Below are 16796 nucleotides of genomic sequence, written 5' to 3'. Positions count from 1 at the left end.
GGGGCTCAGAAATCGAAGCTCGTCTGCGGTCCCGGCTTGCGCGCGCGGTCGGGGCGCGGGCGGGCGGGGCGCCGCGAGGCGTGGCGAGCCAGCACGGCGCGCTTCGCCTCGGCAAAGCCCTCGGCGCGGCGGCGGGCGTAGACCCGCTCACGCGCCGCGCGGGCGGCAGCCACGTGATCGACGATGGGCGCCGGGTAGTCGTGCCCAATGCGGCAGCCGAGTTCCTCCTGCCGGGTGGGGCTCATCTTCCACGGCTCGTGGATCAGCGCGGCGGGGAGGTGCGCGAGTTCCGGCAGCCACCGGCGCAGGAACAACCCCTCGGGGTCCTGGTCGAACGACTGCTTGACCGGGTTGTAGACGCGGAGTGTGTTGATGCCGGTGGTGCCCGACTGCATCTGGCACTGGCTCCAATGGATGCCGGGCTCGAAATCGGTGAAGAGCCGCGCGAGCCCCGGTCCGAAGCGCCGCCAGTCGAGCCACAGGTGATAGGCGGCGACCGAGACCACCATGGCGCGCATCCGGAAGTTCAGCCACCCCGTAGCGGCCAGCGCGCGCATCGAGGCATCGACCATCGGCAGCCCGGTGCGCCCGTCGAGCCAGGCCCGAAGGCGCGCCTCGTCGTGATCGGGCTCGCGCAGGCCCTCGTAGAGCGGGTGCATGCAGCGGGTCTCGATGGCGGGCTCGTCCTCGAGCTTCTGCATGAAATGGCAGCGCCAGTGCAGCCGCGCGGTGAAACTGTCGATCGACGCGCGCAGCGCCGGGTCGGCGCCGGGCCGGGCCGCGCGCGCCGCCTGCCACGCCGCGCGCGACGAGATCGTGCCCCAGGCCAGATGCGGGCTGAGCCGCGAGCAGGCGTCGTAGGCGGTGACGGGCGAGGACATCTCGCGCCGATACTGCCGCCCGCGCCCGGCAAGGAAGCTTTCCAGCAACGCGCGGGCGTCCGACGGGCTCGCGGGCGTGGGGGCGCAGGGGTCGGGCGCGAGGCTAAGATCTGCCTCGGACGGCAGGCGGCCGGGGTCGATGCCATGCGGCGGCAGGGCGCGGGGCGCGGGGCCGAGAGGCTGGGCCATCGTGGCATCCCAGCGCGCGGCCCAGCCGTCGCGGCTGCGCAGCCGGCGGATCACGCCGCCCGACGGCAGCTCGCGCCAGCGGATGCCATGCGCGCGGGCCCAGCCCGCGACCCGACGGTCGCGGGCGTAGGTGAAGGCGTCGCCGGTTTCCTGATGCGACCAGAGCGTGAAGGGGCCAAGCTGGTCCCGCAGCGCCTCGAGCACCTCGACGGCATCGCCGCATCGGATCACGAGCGGCGCGCCGGTCGCGGCAAGCTCGGCCGCCAGCGCCTCGAGCGCTCCCGCGACGAAGCGCCACTGCCGAGCCGAAGCAACGGGCTCGCGCCACAATCCGGGCTCGACGATGTAGAGCGGGATCACAGGGCCCTCGCGCGCCGCATCGTTCAGCGGCGCGTGGTCGTCCACCCGCAGGTCGCGCTTGAACCAGACGATGCCTGTCGCCATGCGCCCTCCCTCCGGCCCCGCGAGATGGGACGGGAGGGCGTGGCGTCAAGCCGGCCCCGGACCGGGGCCGGGGTGCAACGTCAGTCGCCCGCCTCGGACATCACCTGCGATTTGGCCTCGGCGCGCAGGTCGGACATGCGCTTGCGAAGCTCGGCCTCGGTGATCGCGATGCCCTTGGCGTCGAAATCCGCCTTGACCTTGCGGTAGACGTCCTCGTCGCCCGCTTCCTTGAGATCCGCGATCACCACGGCCTTGGCATATGCGGCCGCCTCGTCGCCCGAGAGGCCCATCTTCTCGGCCGCCCACAGGCCTAGCAGCCGGTTGCGCCTGGCCTCGGCCTTGAACTGCATCTCGGCGTCGTGGGCATACTTGTTCTCGAACGCGCTCTCGCGCTCATCGAAGGTGGTCATGGATCAGCTCTTCCTTCCCTGCGCCACGGATTCGGGCATCGCGAACTCAATGTCGATATAGGGAATCCCCTGCCCCCGAGGCAATGCGGCACTGGCACCCTTGTGGAAGGCGCCCCGCGCGCATATAGAAACGCGGCGCGCGCCGGAGGGAGCCTCCGGGGCGCGATCCGTCTTTGCGAGATTTGGAGAGACTCATGGCGCGGCGCAGGATGGTCTACGAAGGCAAGGCCAAGATCCTCTACGAGGGGCCCGAGCCGGGAACGCTCATCCAGTACTTCAAGGACGACGCCACCGCGTTCAACGCGCAGAAGCATGACGTGATCGACGGCAAGGGGGTGCTGAACAACCGCATCTCCGAGCACATCATGACGGCGCTCACCTCGATCGGCGTGCCGAACCATTTCATCCGCCGCATCAACATGCGCGAGCAACTGATCCGCGCCTGCGAGATCGTGCCGCTGGAGGTGGTGGTCAGGAACGTCGCCGCCGGCTCGCTGTCGAAGCGCCTCGGGATCGAGGAGGGCACGCCCCTGCCCCGCCCGATCATCGAGTTCTACTACAAGGACGACGCGCTGGGCGACCCGATGGTGACCGAGGAGCACATCATCGCCTTCAACTGGGCCAGCCAGCAGGACATCGACGACATCATCTCGCTGGCGCTGAGGGTCAACGACTTCCTCTCGGGCCTGTTCACCGGCGTCGGCATCCGGCTGGTGGACTTCAAGATCGAGTGCGGGCGGATCTGGGACGGCGATTTCCAGCGGATCATCGTCGCCGACGAGATCAGCCCGGACAGCTGCCGGCTGTGGGACATCAAGACCGGCCAGAAGCTCGACAAGGACGTGTTCCGCCGGGACCTGGGCTCGCTCGCGGACGCCTACACCGAAGTGGCGCGGCGGCTCGGCATCCTGCCGGAAGGCGGGAACGGCAAGAAGGGCCCCAAGCTCGTCCACTGATGGCAACACAGCCGACACCGCCGCCCTACCAGCCCGAGTTTCCCCTGTGGATGCGGGCGGTGGCGCTGCTCGTGCCGGTCGGCTTCCTAGCCCTCGGCCTCGCGCTCGCGATCGAGACATGGGGCTTTCTTGCCGACAGCAGCCGGACGATCGGCGAGATCGTCTCGATCCGGCTGGAGGAGAGCACCCGGCGCAACCGCGACGGCTTCAGCGAGACCGTGATCACCGAATGGCCGACCGTGCGCTATGCCGGGCCGGATGGAGCATGGCGCGATAGCGAGGTCACCATCGCCCTGGGCTTCGGCGAGCGCGCCATGGGCGAGCGAGTCTGGGTGCGCTATGACAATGAGGCGGCTGACCGGGTGCGGCTCGACCGCGGCTTCTGGGACCACTGGCTGGGACCAATGGCGTTCACCGCCGTGGGCGGGCTCTTCACCTTCGGGCTGATTTGGCTGTTCCGCCATCTCGAGCGGGTGGGGCGCGCGCGCTATCGTCTCGAACACGGCACCGACCCCGAATGAGCGGGCTGATCGCGCGCTTCGGCGAGGGGCCGGTGGCGGCCGCGCTTCTGGCGCTGGCGCTGGTGGCGGCGCTGCAGCCGGTTCTCGCCTGGTTCGCCCGCGCGCGCTGGCCGAAGGTCGGGGCGCGGGTGACCGACATCCCCACGCGGCGCTCGCTCGCCTCGGGCAAGTGGTCGGTCGAGGTCGTCTTCACCGCGCCCGACGGCCGCGAGGTGACGACCCGTGTTCCGGTCAACATCGCCCGCCGCCCCCTCAAGCGCGGCGACCGGATCGAGATCATGCACCACCCGCGCACGCACACGCGCACGGCGCTCACGCGGCTCGAGGGAGCGAGCGCGGGGTTCGGCCTAGCCGGGCTCTGCCTGATCGGCGCGCTGGCGCTGCTGCACGGCGGCGCGGGCTGAGGCGGCGGGCGCAAGCGCGCCTTGGCATCGGCGCGCAAGGCCCCATATCGGCGACAGGGAACGGGCGGCTCGGGACGGACGGATGCACCCTCTTCTGCGGCGGATCGACGGCTACTGCGAGCGGGTCGGCGATGCCTTCTGGGCAGAGCCGCTGAACGCGCTGACCAACATCGCCTTCATCCTGGCCGGGATTGCCGCCATCGCGATGGCGCGGCGGATGGACCGGCTCGACGGGCCGGTGATGTTCCTGACGGCCAATGCTATCATCGTCGGCATCGGCTCGTTCCTGTTCCACACCTTCGCCACCGTCTGGGCGGCGATGGCGGATACCGGGCCGATCCTGATCTTCATCCTCGCCTATTTCACCATCGCGATGCGCGCTTACGTGGGCCTCGGCTGGGGGCGGTCGGCGCTGGTGATGCTGGGCTTCCTGGTCGCGATGTTCGCGGTTTCGGCGGTCCTGCGCGAGGTGCTGATGCCGGTGATCGGCCGCAGCGTGAGCTACCTGCCCGCGCTGATGGCGCTGGGCGGCATCGGGCTTTGGCTGCATCTTCGCGGCCATGCGGCGGGCTCGGGGCTGATGCTGGGGGCGGGCGTGTTCGCGGTCTCGCTCACCTTCCGGACGCTGGACGGTCCGGTCTGTGGGGCCTGGCCGGTGGGCACGCATTTCGTTTGGCACCTCATGAACGGGCTGTTGCTGTGGCTGCTGATCGCCACACTGATCCGGTACGGGCGCGAGCCGCTGAGGCGCCTGCAGCCGGCCTGAGTGTCGCGGGCGCGAAGGCGGCCTTGCCCCGCTTTGCCCGCGCTTGTATGGAGGGGCCCAACAGCCCGACCCGCGAGAGGTGCGCCCGATGAAAGCCCGCGTCTTCGTCACGCTCAAGACCGGCGTCCTCGACCCGCAGGGCGAGGCGATCCGCCACGCGCTGGGCACGCTGGGCTTCGAGGGCGTCGAGAGCGTCCGCCAGGGCAAGGTCATCGAGATCGAGTTGAGCGGCACCGACCGCGCGGCGGCCGAGGCCGAGCTGGCGCGGATGGCCGAGAAGCTGCTGGCGAACACGGTGATCGAGAACTACCGCGTCGAGCTGGTGGGATGACGTGAGGGGCGAGGCCGCAAAGCGCCATGCCCGCGCGCGGAACTGGCTGATCGCCAAGATCGCCGCCGCCTTCCTGATCCCGCCGCTCGCCGCCGCAGTCTACGTCATCTTCGCGATGTGAGGGGGTTGCCATGAAGTCCGCCGTCATCGTCTTCCCCGGCTCGAACTGCGACCGCGACATGGCCGTCGCGCTCGGCGCCGCCGCGGGCCGCCCCGCGCAGATGGTCTGGCACAAGGACGCGGCCCTGCCCCCCGGGCTCGACGTGGTGGCGCTGCCGGGTGGGTTTTCCTTCGGCGACTACCTGCGCTGCGGGGCGATTGCCGCGCGCTCGCCGATCATGCGGGCGGTGGTGGACTTCGCCCATCGCGGCGGCATCGTGCTGGGGGTCTGCAACGGCTTTCAGATCCTGATCGAGGCAGGGCTGCTGCCCGGTGCCTTGATGCGCAACCAGACGCTGAAATTCGTCTGCCGCGACGTGATGCTGTCGGTCGAGACACTCGACAGTCCCTTCACCTCGGCCTACGGCAACCAGCGGCTTATCCGCGTGCCGGTCGCGCATCACGACGGCGCCTATGTCGCCGACGCGGCATTGGTGGCGCGGCTCGAGGCCGAGGATCGCATCGCCTTCCGCTATGCCGACGCCGCAGGGCGCGCGACGCTCGAGGCCAATCCCAACGGTGCGGTCGGCAACATCGCGGGGGTGCTGTCGGAAAACCGCCGGGTGCTGGGCATGATGCCGCATCCCGAACGGCTGGCCGACCCGCGCCTTGGTGGTACCGACGGTGCGCCCCTGTTCCGCAGCCTCGTCGAGGCGGTCTCGGTGGCTGCCTGATGCGCCGCACGGCCCCTGCCCTCATGCTGGCGCTCGCGGCCTGCGCGCCCAGCAGGCCTCCCGAGGCGTATGGCTATCGCCAGCCCGATGCGCCGGCCGAGCCGTTCCGCGCCGTGGTGCTCGAGGCAGATTATGCCGCCGTCCGCACGGGCCTCGAACAGGTCGGCGCGGTCTGCTGGCTCGACGCCGAGCTTCAGGCCGCGAACATGCTGGTGGACCGCCAGACCGGCGATGTCAGCTTCTTCACCGACGCCGGCAAGCTGATGACCGCCGACATCGTGCCAGTGCGCGCCAATGTCACCGAGGTGCGCCTGATCGGCGCCGCCGTCGAGGCGCCCGGCCGTTACGAGCGCATGAAGTCGAGCCTCACGCGCTCGGTCGCCGCCGGCGCCGCCGCCTGCTGAACCCATCCGAAGTCCCCCGAGATCCGCCAAGGCCCGCCATGACAGAGCCCGAAGTCAACCAGTCGCTCGCTGCCGATCACGGGCTGAAGCCGGACGAATACCAGCGCATCCTCGACCTCCTGGGCCGGACGCCGAGCTTCACCGAGCTCGGCATCTTCTCGGCCATGTGGAACGAGCACTGCTCGTACAAGTCCTCGAAGAAATGGCTGCGCACCCTGCCGACCAAGGGGCCGCAGGTGATCTGCGGGCCGGGCGAGAACGCGGGCGTCGTCGACATCGGCGACGGGCAGGCGGTGGTCTTCAAGATGGAGAGCCACAACCACCCCAGCTACATCGAGCCGCACCAGGGTGCGGCCACCGGCGTGGGCGGCATCCTGCGCGACGTCTTCACCATGGGCGCCCGCCCCATCGCCGCGATGAACGCGCTCAGCTTCGGCGAGATCGAGCACCCCAGGACCCGCCGCCTTGTGGCCGGCGTGGTCGAGGGGATCGGCGCCTACGGCAACTGCTTCGGCGTGCCCACCGTGGGCGGCGAGGTGCGCTTCCATCCGGCCTACAACGGCAACTGCCTCGTCAACGCCTTCGCCGCGGGGCTGGCGAACGCGGACAAGATCTTCTACTCGGCGGCCTCGGGCGTCGGCATGCCGGTCGTCTATCTCGGCGCCAAGACCGGGCGCGACGGGGTGGGCGGGGCCACCATGGCGAGCGCGGAGTTCGGCGAGGACGCCGAGGAGAAGCGCCCCACCGTGCAGGTGGGCGACCCCTTCACCGAGAAGCGGCTCCTGGAGGCCTGCCTCGAGCTGATGGCCTCGGGCGCGGTCATCTCGATCCAGGACATGGGTGCGGCGGGGCTCACCTGCTCGGCGGTCGAGATGGGCGACAAGGGCGACCTCGGCATCGAGCTCGACCTCGACGCCGTGCCCTGCCGCGAGCAGGCGATGACCGCTTACGAGATGATGCTGTCCGAGAGCCAGGAGCGGATGCTCATGGTGCTCCGGCCCGAGAAGGAGGCCGAGGCGAGGGCGATCTTCGAGAAGTGGGACCTCGACTTCGCCATCGTCGGCCACACGATCCCCGAGGATCGCTTCCTCGTCCGCCACGGCGGGGCGGTGAAGGCCGACCTGCCGCTCAAGGCGCTGTCCGGCTCGGCCCCGGAATACGACCGCCCCTGGGTCGAGAGCCCCCCTGCCCCGGCGCTCGCCCCCGTGCCCGACATGGACCCGGCCGAGGCGCTGGAGCGGCTCGTCGGCTCGCCCAATCTCTGCTCGCGCGCCTGGGTCTGGCAGCAATACGACCATATGGTGCTGGCCGACACGGTGGTGCGCCCGGGCTCGGACGCCGCAGTGGTGCGGGTGCACGGCATGGCCAAGGCGCTCGCTTTCACCTCGGACGTGACGCCGCGCTACTGCAAGGCCAACCCCTTCGAGGGCGGCAAGCAGGCGGTGGCGGAAGCCTTCCGCAACCTCAGCGCCACCGGGGCACGGCCCTTGGCGGTGACCGACAACCTCAATTTCGGCAACCCCGAGAAGCCCGCGATCATGGGCCAGTTCGTGGGCTGCATCAAAGGCATCGGGGCGGCCTGCGAGGCGCTCGACATGCCGGTCGTCTCGGGGAATGTCAGCCTCTACAACGAGACCAACGGCGAGGCGATCCTGCCCACCCCCTCGATCGGCGCGGTCGGCCTGCTGGCTTCGCTCGATGAGATCATCCCGATGGCGCCCGGCGAGGGCGAGGCGCTGGTGCTGATCGGGCATTCGGAGGGCCATCTGGGCCAGTCGGCGCTGATCTGGGAGCTTTGGCGCCGGTCTGACGGCGACGCGCCGCATGTCGACCTGCGGGCCGAACGCAAGGCGGGCGAGCTGGTGCGCGCGCTGAAGGCCGAGGGGCTGATCACCGCGGCCCATGACCTTTCCGACGGCGGCCTCGCCGTCGCGGCGGCCGAAATGGCGCTGGCCGCGGGCACCGGCGTCGCCGTCGAGGCGGCCGAGGGCTTCGCGCCGCTCGCCTGGTTCTTTGGCGAAGATCAGGGGCGCTACCTGCTCGCGGCGCCCGAGGCGGCGGTCGAGCGCATCCTGGCCGATGCGATCGCCGCGGGCGTGTCCGCGCGGCGCGTCGGGCGCACGGGGGGTGACATGGTCCGGCTCGGCGCCTCGGCGGTCGCGCTCGCGCGCCTGCGCGAGGTGCACGAGACCGGCTTTGCACGGCTGATGGGAGAGGCCTGAGCCGCCTCGCGCGACACATGCGGGTGTTATAGACTGCCCTCCGCGCATCCCGCGCAGATGGAGGCCCGCATGGCGCTGCCCTTCCACCGACCGCATGCGGCCGTCGCGCCGATGGACCTGTTCGGCGCGCGCATCGCGATCCTGCTGCCGGCCGAGGCCGCGGGCGGCGCGCTCTCGATGTTCGAGGACAGCGGGATGCCGGGCTACGGCCCGCCGCTGCATGTCCATCACGACGCGGACGAGATCTTTCATGTGCTGGCGGGACGGTATCGCTTCTTCTGCGGCGGGCGCACGCTCGACGCCGGGGTGGGCGACACGGTGCTGGTGCCGCGTGGCGCGCGCCACACCTTCCTCAACACCGGCGACGGGCGGGGGCGGCTTCTGGTCACGATGCGCCCCGGCGGGTTCGAGCGGTTCTTCACCGAGGTGTTCGAGGCGGGGCTCGACGCCGCCGAGGACATGGGCCGCATCACCGCGATCGGCGAGCGCCACCAGATCGAGTTCCTCGGACCCAACCCGCTGGCGGGCTGAGCCTCAGGCGATCGATTCCCACGCCTTGCCGAGCCGCGAGAGCCCGGCGCGCTTTAGCGCATTGCGCTCGGCCCGCGGGCCGGTGGCGGCGAGCGGGCCGAAGGCGCGACGGATCACGGGCGCCATGCGCCCCGGCTCGCGCGACAGCAGCTCCCAGAAGAAGCCGTCCGGGTGGCGCGCCTCGATGCCGAGTGGCGCGAGCCGGCGGCCCGGGAAGTCCCGCAGGTTCAGCGTGAGGATCAGCCGCGCCCCCGCGGCGGCGGCACCGGCAACGACATGGGCATCGGCCCGGTCGGGCAGGTCGATGGCGGCCTCGACCGCGGGATCGGGAGCGACCTCGGCGTGAGGAAAGGCCGCGCGCATGGCTGCGGACTCGGCCTCGACCGCGGCCTCGGCGGCAAGCCCCCCGTCGCGCGCGGCGGCAAGGCGCCACTCGCCCAGCACGCGCGCGCTCCAGGCCGGATCGTAGAGCCCGGCGCGCGCGGCCCCGAGCGCGATGGCGCGCAGGAGCTGCGGGTAAAGCACGCAGGCATCGAGAAAGACCGGCGCGGGGCGGGCCTCAGTCAAGCCGGTAGACCATGGCCTTGAGATACGAGGTTTCGGGCAGCGCGACATGGCTGGGGTGGTCGGGCCCCGCGCGCCCGGAATTGACCAGTTGCGCGGTGCGGCCCGCGCGGCCGATGCCCTTCGCGTTGGCTCGGTGGAAGCTCTCGGGATCGGCCGCGTGGCTGCACGAGCAGAGCACCAGCCACCCACCCGGCGCGACCAACCCGGCGCCAAGGCGCGCGAGCCGCTCGTAGGCCCGCAGACCCTGCGGCAGCGCGTCCTTTGACGGCGCGAAGGCGGGCGGGTCGCAGACCACGAGGTCGAAGCGCGAGCCCTCCCCCGCCAAGGCCTCCATCGCCGCGAAAGCGTCTGCGCGGCGGGTGGCGAAACGCTCCGCCACGCCGGTCAGCCGCGCGCCGCCCTCGGCCAGCTCCAGCGCCGGGGCGGAGCTGTCGATGCCGAGCGCGCTCTCCGCCCCCGCCGCCAGCGCCGCCAGCGCGAAGCCGCCGACATGGGTGAAAACATCGAGCACCCGCCCGCCCCGCGCCAGACCCGCGGCGAAGGCATGGTTCGGGCGTTGGTCGTAGAAAAGCCCCGTCTTCTGCCCGCCGGTGAGGTCGGCAAGGTACGTGGCGCCATTCATCGTGACCGGGATCGGCCCGTCGAGGCTGCCATGCGTGACCTCGAGCCGTTCGTCCAGACCCTCGAGCCGCCGAACACGCGCGGTGGCGTTCACCACCACCATGGTGCAGCCGGTGACCGCCATCAGCGCGGCCTCGAGATCCGGCAGCAGCGGCTCGAGCCAGGCGGCATTGGGCTGGATCACCGCCGCCTCGCCGAAGCGGTCGATCACGAGGCCGGGCAGGCCGTCGCCCTCGGCATGGACGAGTCGGTAGAACGGGGCGTCGAACAGCCGCGCCCGCAGCGCCAGCGCATGGCCAAGGCGCGCGGCGAACCAGTCGCGCCCCACTTCGACCTCGGTGTCGCAGTCGATCAGGCGCGCGGCGATCTTGCTCTCGGGGTTGAAGGCGGCAAGGCCCAGCGCCGTCTCGCCCTCGACGAGGCGCACCAGCGTGCCGGGCGCAAGCCCCTTGGTGCGCCGGTCCATCGCGATCTCGTCGGCGAAGGCCCAGGGCGCGCCCTCGGCCAGCCGGCGGCCCTTGCCGGGGCGCAGCTTTACGGTCGGGCGGGGGGCGGTGTCGGTCATCTCGGGCGCTCCGGCGGGGTCTGGCTGCCGCCGTCGGGCAGCAGGTGCTGGTTGCCGCCGGCCGGCGGCGGGGCCATCGGTAAAGCGCCGCGCGGAAAAAGCAAAGGGGTCGCCTCATGGCGACCCCTCCGTGAGCTTCGAGCGTGTTCGGCCGGAACGGGCCTGCCCTCACGACTCAGACGGGGAAAGGAGGCTGCTCCGAACCCAGGCCGAATCGTGCATTCCGATCCGAAAGCTCCGTAGGCCCACTCGACATCGGATCACCTCCTTTCAAAAGTTGCGCCAGTGAGGGAAGCATGCCGCAGAGTGATGCCCCTCGCAACATTTTCTTGTGGGTTCACCCCACGGGTTGTGGGGCGCCGCAATCGCGCCACAATTTCACGCGCGGGGGGCGCAAATGGCAAGGGGCAGGACCTTTCCAGGCCCTGCCCCTCTCCTGCCTCGACCGTTTCGGGCGACGCGCTCAGGCGTGGCGCGCCCGTGCGACAGGCGCCTGCGGCGCAGTCCGCTGCCCGGCGATGCGTGCCCAGACGGCACGGCCCAGGTCGCGCAGCGCCTCGGCGCGCAGCTTGCGCGAGCGCGCGACGATGCGCGCGATTTCGTCCGCCGAGGGGACACGGGCGGTCATGTAGGAGGTCGGTTCGGTCATCTTTCTGCTCTGCGCGCCGGGGACGCGGTGCCCGCCGGGGATGCGCAGCCTCTGTTGTTTCGCATGCGCACAACGTAGGGAGACAAGCCGCGGAATTGACTGCATGATTTTGCATAGCGGCTTTTCGCAGATGCGAAGAAGCCTTGAGACGGAAAAGGCGGCGCCCTGCGGACGCCGCCCCGGGTTCAAGCCGCTCGGGCGTCTCAGAAGTGGCCGACCTCGGAGCCCGAGGCGGATGCCTGCGCCAGCCAGTCGGCGAGATGATGGGCGAGCGAGCGGAAGCAGACGACCTCCCACTCCTCGGCCTCGAGCCGCCAGATGCCGACCGCGATGCCGCCCAGATGCGTGCGACGCGCCGTGCTCACGGGGAAGGCCGCCTCGCGCAGATCGACAGGCGAGCCCTTGGCCAGCACCTCGGGCACAGTGGCGCCACTCAGCCGGAACACGACGCGGGCGTCCGAGAGGTCGAGCGCCATGGCGTGCTGGCCGGAAAGGGCCGCCTCGGCCGCCGCCAGCGCCTCGGGCGCGCGTCCGATCGCGGTGATCAGCAGCAGCTCGTCGGGCGACATCCAGACGGCGCGACCCTCGGCCCCGCTCTCGACCCGCAACGGCGCGGGGACGGGGGCGCCAGTCACGGCGCGCACCGCCTCGGCCATCGCGGGCGAGGCGAGGTCGCCGCGCAGGGCGATCATGCCGGTCAGCCCCGCCTCGCGGATTCGGATCATGTGGCCGCGCTCGATGACCCGGCCCGCGACGCCCGTGGCGGCGCTCACCCCTTGCGTGTCAGACATTCTGCCGCGCCCCTTCCTTGTCGTAGAAGACCGGGTCGACCACCTGCGCGGTCATCACCTTGCCGCCCGCAAGCGGGAAGTTCAGCGTCTCGCCCATCCGGTCGCGCCCCCCCTCGATCAGCGCCATGGCGATCGAGCGGCCGAGCGTGGGCGACATGTAGGTCGAGGTGACATGGCCGATGGTCTTCATCTTCTGGCTCGCCGCCTTGACATCGGCCACCGCGTGGGCCCCGTCGGGCAGGCGCTCGGCCGGGTTCTCGGTGAGCAGCCCCACCAGTTGCTTGCGGTCGGGACGCGTGAGGTCCGAGCGCTCCTGCGCGCGCTTGCCGATGAAGTCGGCCTTCTTCTTCGACACGGCCCAGGACAGGCCGAGGTCCTGCGGCGTCACGGTGCCGTCGGTCTCGTCGCCGATCATGATGAAGCCCTTCTCGGCCCGCATCACGTGCAGCGCCTCGGTGCCATAGGGCATCACGCCCAAGGGGCCGCCGGCCTCCAGCAGCGCCTGCCACAGCGCGAGGCCGTGGCGGGCGGGGGTGGCGATCTCGTAGCTGAGCTCGCCCGAGAAGCTGATGCGATAGACCCGCACCGGCATCCCGGCAATCCGCCCCTCGGTGAAGGCCATGAACGGGAGCGCCTCGGCCGAGAGGTCGATGTCCGACCCCGCGACCTCCAGCAGCTTGCGCGCGTTCGGGCCCGCGGCGACGATCTGCGCCCACTGCTCGGTCACGTTGGCGGTGAAGACCTTGAAGTCCCACCACTCGGTCTGGAGCCATTCCTCGAGATGCCCGTGCACCCGGTCGGCGCCGCCCGTAGTGGTATGCAGGAGGAAGCTGTCCTCCGACAGCCGCGCCACCACCCCGTCGTCGAACAGGAAGCCGTTCTCGTTGCACATCAGCCCATAGCGGCAACGCCCGACCGGCAGCGAGGACATCACGTTCGTGTAGACCAGATCGAGGAACTTGCCCGCGTCCGGCCCCGTGACCACGATCTTGCCCAGCGTCGAGGCGTCGAGCATCCCAACCGACTGGCGAGCGTTGGTGACCTCGCGCGCCACCGCGGCGTGGCGGTCCTCGCCCGCACGGCGGAAGCAGTAGGGGCGGCGCCAGTCGCCCACCGGCTCGAAATCGGCGCCGTGGGTGGCGTGCCACTCGTGCATCGGGCTCTGACGCACGGGCTTGAAAAGCGGCCCCTTGGCGGGGCCGGTGATCGCTCCGAACGAGATCGGCGTGTAGGGCGGACGGAAGGTCGTGGTGCCCACCTGCTCGATCGGCAGGCCCAACTGGTCGGCGAGGATCGCGAGCCCAGCGATGTTCGAGGTCTTGCCCTGGTCGGTCGCCATGCCGAGCGTGGTGTAGCGCTTGGTGTGCTCGACGCTCTCGTAGCCCTCGCGCGCGGCCAGCATCACGTCGGCCGCGGTCACGTCGTTCTGGAAATCGACGAAATGCTTCGAGCCATGGGCATACTTGCCGACCGAGGGCGTGAACCAGTGGGCGCGCAGCGCCGCCTCGGCCGGCTCCTCGACCTTGGGCGCTTTCGGCTTGCGGGGCTTGGCGCCGGCGGCGCCCGCCGCCTCGGCCCCCGCGCGCAGCGCGTCGGCGAGGCAGGCGGCGGTGGTCATCTCGCCATTCGCCGCGCCCGCGCAGAGCGTATTGACCGCCCCGTCTGCGCCGAGCGGCGCGCCACGATCGGGCGCCGGGCGGAACATGGCCTGCGCCTCGTCCCAGCGCAGCTTGCCGCCGCAATGGCTGTAGAGATGGACGACCGGCGACCAGCCGCCCGACATGGCGAGCGTTTCCGCCACGACCGTCTCGAGCGCGCCGCCCACCTGCCCCGAGGCGGTCAGACGGCCGATCTTGACCGACTCGAGCCGCTGCCCGCCCTCGGCCTTCACCACGCCCATGCCCTCGCGCACCGCGATGCCGAGGCCGCGGACATGCTCGGGCAGCGCGCCGTCGGCGCGGGGGCGGACATCGACCACCGCCTTCACCTTCGCGCCCGCCTCGTGCAGCGCGATGGCGGTGCGGTAGGCGTCGTCGTTGTTGGCGAACACCACCGCCGTGCGGCCGGGGCAGACCCCCCAGAGGCGGATGTAGTCGCGCACGGCCCCCGCCAGCATTACGCCGGGCAGGTCGTTGTTGGCGAAGGTGAGCGGACGCTCCAGCGCGCCGGTCGCGACGATGGTGCGCCCGGCGCGCACCTTCCACAGCCTGTGGCGCGGCGCGCCGGCGCGGCCTGGCGCATGATCGGCCACCCGCTCGTAGATGAGCGCGAAGCCGTGGTCGTAGAGGCCGGCCGCCATGGCGCGCGTGCGCATCCTGACATTCGGCATGGCCGCGAGGGCGCGGGCCTCGGCCTCGGCCCAGTCGGCGGCGGGCTCGCCCGCAATCGTCGTGTCGGTCTCCGACAGCGCCCGGCCGCCCCACTGGGCGGTCTGCTCGACCAGCATCACCTCTGCGCCGGCCTCAGCAGCAGCGCGCGCGGCCGACAGGCCCGCGATCCCGCCGCCGATCACCAGCACGTCGCAGAAGGCGTGGAAATGCTCGTAGCTGTCGGGGTCTGCTTCGGTCGGCGCGCGGCCGAGCCCCGCGGCGCGGCGGATGACGGGCTCGTAGACATGCTTCCACGCGACGCGCGGGAACAGGAAGGTCTTGTAATAGAACCCGGCCGGGAAGACCGGCATCACCGAGGCGACAGCCGCGTTCACCGCGCCCACGTCCCATTTCAGCGAGGGCCAGCGGTTCTGGCTCTCGGCCGCAAGGCCCTCGAACAGCTCGGTCGTGGTCGCGCGCTGGTTCGCCTCGAAGCGCGGGCCGGTCCCGAGACCTACCAACGCATTCGGCTCCTCGGCCCCGCTCGCGAGGATGCCGCGCGGGCGGTGGTACTTGAAGGAACGCCCGACCATGACGTGGTCGTTCGCCAGAAGCGCCGAGGCCAGCGTGTCGCCCGCAAAGCCCTCGGCGGGCTTGCCGTCGAAGGTGAAGGTGACGGCGCGGGTGCGGTCGATCAGCCGGCCGCCGGCGGCGAGGCGATATGCCATGGCTCAGACCTCCCAGCCCGGACGGCGCGCCCGGATCGAGTCGAGGATATCGGCTGGCGGCTCGCTCACCTGTGCGGAATAGGTGCCGAACACCTCCATCGTGACGGTGCAGCGCGCGGCGTGAAACCACTTGCCACAGCCATAGGCGTGGCGCCAGCGCTCGAAATGCACGCCCCTGGGATTCTTGCGCTCGAACAGGTAGCCGGTGAACTCGTCATCCGACGAGCCCGGGCCGAAGCGCTTGAGATGCGCCTCGCCGCCGGGGGCGAGCTCGGTCTCGGCACAGTCGGCGCCGCAGTTGGGGCAGGTCAGGATCAGCATCTCGGGCGTTCCCTCGCAGGGGCGGGGTTGTCGGGAATTGCCGGTCTTCCTCGCATGAAGCGGGGCCGGCCTCATCGCCGGACCCGTCACAACTGGGTCCGGAAGCGACAGCACCGTGCCCGGGCCGCGGACGGATCGCCGCAGGGTGGCGCGGCTCAGCCGTGGATGAGGCCGATGAACAATTCGCCGAAGCCCCATTGCAGGGTTCCGAAGATCGAGAACACCATCTCGACGCGGTAGGTGTCGAGCCCGCGCTCGGCGCTTTTCGCGGCCATCAGGTCATCGAAGCTCTCGTCGAGGATGCGTTCCATCTCGTCGAGACTGTGCTGCGGCGGGCCGAACTGCTGATGGCCGGGCCGCAGGCGCCGGACATAGCGCCAGATGAAGCGGAGCTGCACCTCGACCTGGTTGTCCCAGAGCCGCCTCAGTTCCGTCGCGCGATAGCGTTCGGTGAGGAACACCGCGAAGCCGAGGCACAGCAGCAACGCCCCCATCGCGGAGAAGAGCTCGGGCCAGCCGTGGATCAGCGCGGCCGCGGTCACGCCCGCCCAGCTAAGCAGGATCAAGATCGCCAAGGCGCGGCCCGGGCCAGGAAGGTCGAACGACATGGGAGGGAGACTGCGCGCTTGAGCCCGCGCGCGCAATTGGCGCGAGCGTCGCAGCGGCCCGGCCGCGCCGGTTCCCGAACGCGGCTCGATGCGTGGCAGGTTGGACGGCAGGGCACAGCCGCGCCGCGCGCCATGACGGGGTTCCGCAGGCCTGCGATCTGTGGCAGCGTGACACTGTGGGGTGGACGCGCGTGGGGAACGGCGCGCCGCCCGGGAGCACGGGGACACGACATGGCCCAGTTCAAGCAGGCGCCCGGCGTCGAGGCGGCGGCATCCGGCGAGATGTTCCAGCTTCACGCGAATCAGGTCGCCATCGAGCATCCGCCCTCAGGGTTGTTCACGCTCGAGCAGTGGTTCATCATCGCCATGACCGGCATGGCGATCTCGGCGCTGATGCTGCTTGCGGGCTTCGTGCTCGCCTGGCGACGGCGCCGACGGCGGGCCGCGGGCCGGCGCTGACGCGGGGCCAGCCCCTCACTGCCCGGGGGGGCAGGAGTCACTGACCCGAAGAGCGCGCGGCCTCTGCCCCGCCGGCTATCCGCGCGAGGTGAGATTGCCCGCAACGCGGGCGACGGCGGTCAGTGCGGCAAGCAGCAGCACGGCGGCTGCGGCCTCGGCGCTTGGCGACCAGTCCATGGCCCGCAACGTTTCCACCGCTCCGACAACATCGCCGAGGCTGACACGATCGGCGCCAGGCGCCGGAAGAAAGACGGCCATACGAACACACCTGTCTGTCGCACACGAA

Annotated in this window: 20 protein-coding genes; 10 read left to right on the top strand and 10 right to left on the bottom strand. The window is 71.0% G+C overall.

Annotated elements, in window-relative coordinates:
- Positions 1-5: 5 nt before the first annotated feature.
- Positions 6-1514, bottom strand: a complete 1509-nt coding sequence (locus M1105_RS10180; RefSeq protein ID WP_249580258.1) for a cryptochrome/deoxyribodipyrimidine photo-lyase family protein — start codon at positions 1512-1514, stop codon at positions 6-8.
- 80 nt (positions 1515-1594) lie between these two features.
- Positions 1595-1924, bottom strand: a complete 330-nt coding sequence (locus tag M1105_RS10175; RefSeq protein WP_249580257.1) for a DUF1476 domain-containing protein — start codon at positions 1922-1924, stop codon at positions 1595-1597.
- A gap of 194 nt (positions 1925-2118) precedes the next feature.
- On the opposite strand from M1105_RS10175, the gene purC reads away from it, so the two are divergent.
- The 9 genes from purC to M1105_RS10130 all read left to right on the top strand — a co-directional run bounded on the left by purC (position 2119) and on the right by M1105_RS10130 (position 8892).
- Positions 2119-2880 (top strand): phosphoribosylaminoimidazolesuccinocarboxamide synthase, encoded by a 762-nt coding sequence (gene purC, locus M1105_RS10170; RefSeq protein ID WP_249580256.1) that lies wholly within the window; start codon positions 2119-2121, stop codon positions 2878-2880.
- Positions 2880-3401 (top strand): DUF3592 domain-containing protein, encoded by a 522-nt coding sequence (locus M1105_RS10165; protein WP_249580255.1) that lies wholly within the window; start codon positions 2880-2882, stop codon positions 3399-3401. The genes purC and M1105_RS10165 overlap by 1 nt, the downstream gene beginning before the upstream one ends.
- On the top strand, positions 3398-3805 hold the full coding sequence (locus M1105_RS10160; protein ID WP_249580254.1) for a DUF3592 domain-containing protein: 408 nt from the start codon (positions 3398-3400) through the stop codon (positions 3803-3805). The genes M1105_RS10165 and M1105_RS10160 overlap by 4 nt, the downstream gene beginning before the upstream one ends.
- An 82-nt stretch (positions 3806-3887) precedes the next feature.
- Positions 3888-4571, top strand: coding sequence for a ceramidase domain-containing protein (locus M1105_RS10155; protein WP_249580253.1), 684 nt, complete (start codon positions 3888-3890; stop codon positions 4569-4571).
- Between the two features lie 88 nt (positions 4572-4659).
- Complete coding sequence (purS, locus tag M1105_RS10150) at positions 4660-4902, top strand: phosphoribosylformylglycinamidine synthase subunit PurS (protein WP_249580252.1); 243 nt, start codon at positions 4660-4662, stop codon at positions 4900-4902.
- Positions 4903-5033: 131 nt separating this feature from the next.
- Positions 5034-5735, top strand: a complete 702-nt coding sequence (gene purQ, locus M1105_RS10145; protein ID WP_249580251.1) for a phosphoribosylformylglycinamidine synthase subunit PurQ — start codon at positions 5034-5036, stop codon at positions 5733-5735.
- On the top strand, positions 5735-6139 hold the full coding sequence (locus M1105_RS10140; RefSeq protein ID WP_249580250.1) for a hypothetical protein: 405 nt from the start codon (positions 5735-5737) through the stop codon (positions 6137-6139). The genes purQ and M1105_RS10140 overlap by 1 nt, the downstream gene beginning before the upstream one ends.
- A gap of 38 nt (positions 6140-6177) precedes the next feature.
- Complete coding sequence (gene purL, locus M1105_RS10135; RefSeq protein ID WP_249580249.1) at positions 6178-8361, top strand: phosphoribosylformylglycinamidine synthase subunit PurL; 2184 nt, start codon at positions 6178-6180, stop codon at positions 8359-8361.
- Between the two features lie 69 nt (positions 8362-8430).
- Complete coding sequence (locus tag M1105_RS10130; protein WP_249580248.1) at positions 8431-8892, top strand: cupin domain-containing protein; 462 nt, start codon at positions 8431-8433, stop codon at positions 8890-8892.
- Between the two features lie 3 nt (positions 8893-8895).
- Here the strand turns inward: M1105_RS10130 and M1105_RS10125 are convergent, their stop codons facing one another.
- From M1105_RS10125 to M1105_RS10095, 7 genes are all read right to left on the bottom strand, one after another.
- Positions 8896-9459, bottom strand: a complete 564-nt coding sequence (locus tag M1105_RS10125) for an RSP_2648 family PIN domain-containing protein (protein WP_249580247.1) — start codon at positions 9457-9459, stop codon at positions 8896-8898.
- Complete coding sequence (locus tag M1105_RS10120) at positions 9452-10645, bottom strand: RSP_2647 family RNA methyltransferase (RefSeq protein WP_249580246.1); 1194 nt, start codon at positions 10643-10645, stop codon at positions 9452-9454. Before M1105_RS10120 ends, M1105_RS10125 begins: the two co-directional genes overlap by 8 nt.
- 463 nt (positions 10646-11108) lie before the next feature.
- Entirely contained in the window at positions 11109-11294 is a 186-nt protein-coding gene (locus M1105_RS10115; RefSeq protein WP_249580245.1) for an RSP_7527 family protein, read from the bottom strand.
- A 203-nt stretch (positions 11295-11497) separates the two neighbouring features.
- Positions 11498-12085: a sarcosine oxidase subunit gamma gene (locus M1105_RS10110; RefSeq protein WP_249580244.1), complete on the bottom strand. Its 588-nt coding sequence runs from the start codon at positions 12083-12085 to the stop codon at positions 11498-11500.
- On the bottom strand, positions 12078-15122 hold the full coding sequence (locus tag M1105_RS10105) for a sarcosine oxidase subunit alpha family protein (RefSeq protein ID WP_249580243.1): 3045 nt from the start codon (positions 15120-15122) through the stop codon (positions 12078-12080). The genes M1105_RS10110 and M1105_RS10105 overlap by 8 nt, the downstream gene beginning before the upstream one ends.
- A gap of 3 nt (positions 15123-15125) precedes the next feature.
- Positions 15126-15443, bottom strand: a complete 318-nt coding sequence (locus M1105_RS10100; RefSeq protein WP_249580242.1) for a sarcosine oxidase subunit delta — start codon at positions 15441-15443, stop codon at positions 15126-15128.
- Between the two features lie 155 nt (positions 15444-15598).
- Entirely contained in the window at positions 15599-16018 is a 420-nt protein-coding gene (locus M1105_RS10095; RefSeq protein ID WP_249580241.1) for a hypothetical protein, read from the bottom strand.
- 264 nt (positions 16019-16282) lie between these two features.
- On the opposite strand from M1105_RS10095, the gene M1105_RS10090 reads away from it, so the two are divergent.
- Positions 16283-16510 (top strand): hypothetical protein, encoded by a 228-nt coding sequence (locus M1105_RS10090; RefSeq protein ID WP_249580240.1) that lies wholly within the window; start codon positions 16283-16285, stop codon positions 16508-16510.
- 75 nt (positions 16511-16585) lie between these two features.
- Here the strand turns inward: M1105_RS10090 and M1105_RS10085 are convergent, their stop codons facing one another.
- Positions 16586-16768, bottom strand: coding sequence for a hypothetical protein (locus M1105_RS10085; RefSeq protein WP_249580239.1), 183 nt, complete (start codon positions 16766-16768; stop codon positions 16586-16588).
- Positions 16769-16796 lie beyond the last annotated feature (28 nt).

This window comes from Thermohalobaculum sediminis, assembly GCF_023487995.1.
In the GTDB taxonomy this organism is placed as follows: Bacteria; Pseudomonadota; Alphaproteobacteria; order Rhodobacterales; family Rhodobacteraceae; genus Thermohalobaculum; species Thermohalobaculum sediminis.
The sequence above is the reverse complement of the archived record's forward strand: the minus strand, read 5'-3'. Positions and strand labels throughout refer to the sequence as shown.

Excerpts from the sequence above, each read along its gene's own strand:
- M1105_RS10180 (WP_249580258.1), bottom strand. The coding sequence starts at position 1,514 with ATGGCGACAGGCATCGTCTGGTTCAAGCGCGACCTGCGGGTGGACGAC.
- M1105_RS10175 (WP_249580257.1), bottom strand. The coding sequence starts at position 1,924 with ATGACCACCTTCGATGAGCGCGAGAGCGCGTTCGAGAACAAGTATGCC.
- purC (WP_249580256.1), top strand. The coding sequence starts at position 2,119 with ATGGCGCGGCGCAGGATGGTCTACGAAGGCAAGGCCAAGATCCTCTAC.
- M1105_RS10165 (WP_249580255.1), top strand. The coding sequence starts at position 2,880 with ATGGCAACACAGCCGACACCGCCGCCCTACCAGCCCGAGTTTCCCCTG.
- M1105_RS10160 (WP_249580254.1), top strand. The coding sequence starts at position 3,398 with ATGAGCGGGCTGATCGCGCGCTTCGGCGAGGGGCCGGTGGCGGCCGCG.
- M1105_RS10155 (WP_249580253.1), top strand. The coding sequence starts at position 3,888 with ATGCACCCTCTTCTGCGGCGGATCGACGGCTACTGCGAGCGGGTCGGC.
- purS (WP_249580252.1), top strand. The coding sequence starts at position 4,660 with ATGAAAGCCCGCGTCTTCGTCACGCTCAAGACCGGCGTCCTCGACCCG.
- purQ (WP_249580251.1), top strand. The coding sequence starts at position 5,034 with ATGAAGTCCGCCGTCATCGTCTTCCCCGGCTCGAACTGCGACCGCGAC.
- M1105_RS10140 (WP_249580250.1), top strand. The coding sequence starts at position 5,735 with ATGCGCCGCACGGCCCCTGCCCTCATGCTGGCGCTCGCGGCCTGCGCG.
- purL (WP_249580249.1), top strand. The coding sequence starts at position 6,178 with ATGACAGAGCCCGAAGTCAACCAGTCGCTCGCTGCCGATCACGGGCTG.
- M1105_RS10130 (WP_249580248.1), top strand. The coding sequence starts at position 8,431 with ATGGCGCTGCCCTTCCACCGACCGCATGCGGCCGTCGCGCCGATGGAC.
- M1105_RS10120 (WP_249580246.1), bottom strand. The coding sequence starts at position 10,645 with ATGACCGACACCGCCCCCCGCCCGACCGTAAAGCTGCGCCCCGGCAAG.
- M1105_RS10115 (WP_249580245.1), bottom strand. The coding sequence starts at position 11,294 with ATGACCGAACCGACCTCCTACATGACCGCCCGTGTCCCCTCGGCGGAC.
- M1105_RS10110 (WP_249580244.1), bottom strand. The coding sequence starts at position 12,085 with ATGTCTGACACGCAAGGGGTGAGCGCCGCCACGGGCGTCGCGGGCCGG.
- M1105_RS10105 (WP_249580243.1), bottom strand. The coding sequence starts at position 15,122 with ATGGCATATCGCCTCGCCGCCGGCGGCCGGCTGATCGACCGCACCCGC.
- M1105_RS10100 (WP_249580242.1), bottom strand. The coding sequence starts at position 15,443 with ATGCTGATCCTGACCTGCCCCAACTGCGGCGCCGACTGTGCCGAGACC.
- M1105_RS10090 (WP_249580240.1), top strand. The coding sequence starts at position 16,283 with ATGGCCCAGTTCAAGCAGGCGCCCGGCGTCGAGGCGGCGGCATCCGGC.
- M1105_RS10085 (WP_249580239.1), bottom strand. The coding sequence starts at position 16,768 with ATGGCCGTCTTTCTTCCGGCGCCTGGCGCCGATCGTGTCAGCCTCGGC.